Below are 2,902 nucleotides of genomic sequence, written 5' to 3' on the forward strand. Positions count from 1 at the left end.
ATTTTTACCCATCGTTATTTGAATTTTGCAACTCTAAATTACGATTATTTTAAGAAGCCATTAATTTGGCTTCTTTTTTATCGGACAACAATGTTCAAAAATTAAAAAATCGCCCTTTTTTTTGAATTTTACTTCTATTTTACACCTTTGACTCTTTTCTTTTTTTTCAAAAAATCTTATTTGAACAACAAGAAATATGTGAAAATAAGGGATATCGTTTGTAGCCCTGATGAAAGAGGAAAGCCTTTTGAAATAGAATTGCTTATTTTTCCCGATCATAAAGAGCGACCAGCGGAAGCTCCTTTATGATCATGAAAAAGCAATTGTATGATAAAGCCTGAAACGGCCAGCAGGAAGCAGCTCCAAAAAATAAGTGAATTTGAACCAAAAAAAACTCCCAAGTTGACTTGAGAGTTTTTACTATAAAAATTATTTACTTTACTTATGCTTTTCCAGCAGCAGCAATCAGGTTTAATGCTGAACCGGCTACGAACCAACCTATTTGACCTTCGTTATAAGTATGGTTTGCCAAAATTACATCTTTGGTTCCATCCGCGTGAACGAATTCCAATGTTAATGGTTTTCCAACAGCAAAATCAACTAAATCCGTGAAGTTGATTGTATCATCTTCTTGAATTTTATCGTAATCAGCCTCCGTTGCAAAGGTTAAACCTAATAGCCCTTGTTTCTTAAGATTTGTTTCGTGAATACGGGCAAATGATTTTACCAATACTGCTTTTACACCTAGGAAACGCGGTTCCATAGCGGCATGTTCACGAGAAGATCCTTCTCCGTAGTTATGGTCACCCACAACAATCGATGGTACTCCAGCTGCTTTGTACGCACGCGCAACGGCGGGAACTGCATCATAAATACCAGTCAGTTGGTTTTTAACTTTATTTGGTTTTTGGTTGAATGCATTGATAGCACCAATCAACATATTATTAGAAATATTATCTAAGTGTCCACGGAAACGCAACCATGGTCCAGCCATCGAGATGTGATCTGTAGTACATTTTCCGAAAGCTTTGATAAGCAATTTAGCTCCTGTAATATTTTTTCCATCCCAAGATGAGAAAGGCACTAATAACTGCAAACGCTCCGAAGTTTCGCTCACCGAAACAACGATACCGGAACCATCTTCGGCTGGTGCTTGAAAACCGGGATCTTCAGCAGCAAAACCTTTTGAAGGTAATTCATCCCCTGTTGGTGCTTCTAATTTAACTTCTTCACCATTTTCATTGATCAAAGTATCTGTCAATGGGTTGAAACTTAAATCACCCGCGATGGCCAGTGCAGTTATCAATTCCGGTGAACCTACGAATGCTAAAGTATTTGGATTTCCATCAGCACGCTTAGAGAAGTTGCGGTTGAACGAGTGAACAATTGTGTTGCGCTCTTCTTTGTCTGCTCCTTCTCGATCCCACATTCCAATACAAGGTCCGCAGGCATTTGCAAATACAGTCGCTCCCATTTTATCAAAAATATCGATAAATCCGTCACGTTCTATAGTGTATCGAACCAATTCAGAACCAGGAGTAATGGTAAATTCTGATTTAATTTTTAAGTTTTTATCCGTAACTTGTTTTGCTATTGAAGCTGCACGAGCAATATCCTCGTAGGAGGAATTTGTACAAGAACCAATTAAACCCACTTCAATTTTCAAAGGCCAATTATTTTTGATGGCTTCCTCTTTCATTTTAGAAATAGGGGTTGCTAAATCTGGTGTAAAAGGACCGTTTAAATGCGGTTCTAATTCGTCTAAATTGATTTCGATTACTTGATCAAAATACAATTCGGGATTAGCATATACTTCTGCATCACCAGTTAAATACGGCGCAATTTTATCGGCTGCATCAGCTACATCAGCTCTGTCTGTAGAACGTAAATAACGACTCATGGAATCATCATACCCAAATGTAGAAGTTGTAGCACCAATTTCGGCACCCATATTACAGATTGTTCCTTTACCAGTACATGACATAGCGGTTGCGCCTTCGCCAAAATATTCAACTATAGCACCAGTCCCCCCTTTTACAGTAAGAATTCCGGCTACTTTAAGGATAACGTCTTTTGGAGCTGTCCAACCAGAAAGCTTACCCGTTAATTTTACTCCAATTAATTTAGGAAATTTTAATTCCCAGGCCATTCCTGACATTACATCGACAGCATCAGCACCACCAACACCAATAGCTACCATTCCTAAACCACCCGCATTTACGGTATGTGAGTCGGTTCCAATCATCATTCCACCTGGAAATGCATAATTCTCAAGTACTACTTGGTGAATAATCCCTGCTCCTGGTTTCCAAAAACCTATTCCGTACTTATCAGATACTGACGAAAGAAACTCAAACACTTCATTACTTTGTGTTTTGGCTCTTGCCAAATCCGTCACCGCATCAACTTTAGCTTGGATCAAGTGATCACAATGCACCGTTGTAGGCACAGCAACCTTAGCTTTACCAGCGTGCATGAATTGTAACAACGCCATTTGAGCAGTAGCATCTTGACAAGCGACTCTATCTGGAGCAAAATCAACATAATCAGCACCACGTCTAAAAGCTTTTGATGGCATTCCATCCCAAAGGTGATTGTATAAGATTTTCTCCGTTAAAGTAAGTGGATGTCCAACTATTTCGCGTGCTTTATCAACACGAGTTGCCATGTTGTCGTACACTTTTTTAATCATTTCAATATCAAAAGCCATAATGTATAGGATTGTTTGTTATGTGTAATAAAAATTCAACCATTTAATAGTCACAAGGTACAAAAAATAGAGAAACTATACCCATAAAAAAAGCCTAAGTCTTTTGACAGACTCAGGCTTTTTGATATAATTATGTCCCGTCCTGAAATAGCGATACACAAAAAGTATCCTAATGGAAAAACATGAAGAAAC

1 protein-coding gene is annotated in these 2,902 nt (G+C 38.2%); it reads right to left on the bottom strand.

The window, feature by feature from the left end:
• Positions 1-442: 442 nt before the first annotated feature.
• Positions 443-2,710 (bottom strand): aconitate hydratase, encoded by a 2,268-nt coding sequence (locus tag BLS90_RS16575; RefSeq protein WP_091259623.1) that lies wholly within the window; start codon positions 2,708-2,710, stop codon positions 443-445.
• Positions 2,711-2,902 lie beyond the last annotated feature (192 nt).

The sequence above is a fragment of the Flavobacterium omnivorum genome (assembly GCF_900099915.1).
Lineage (GTDB): Bacteria > Bacteroidota > Bacteroidia > Flavobacteriales > Flavobacteriaceae > Flavobacterium > Flavobacterium omnivorum.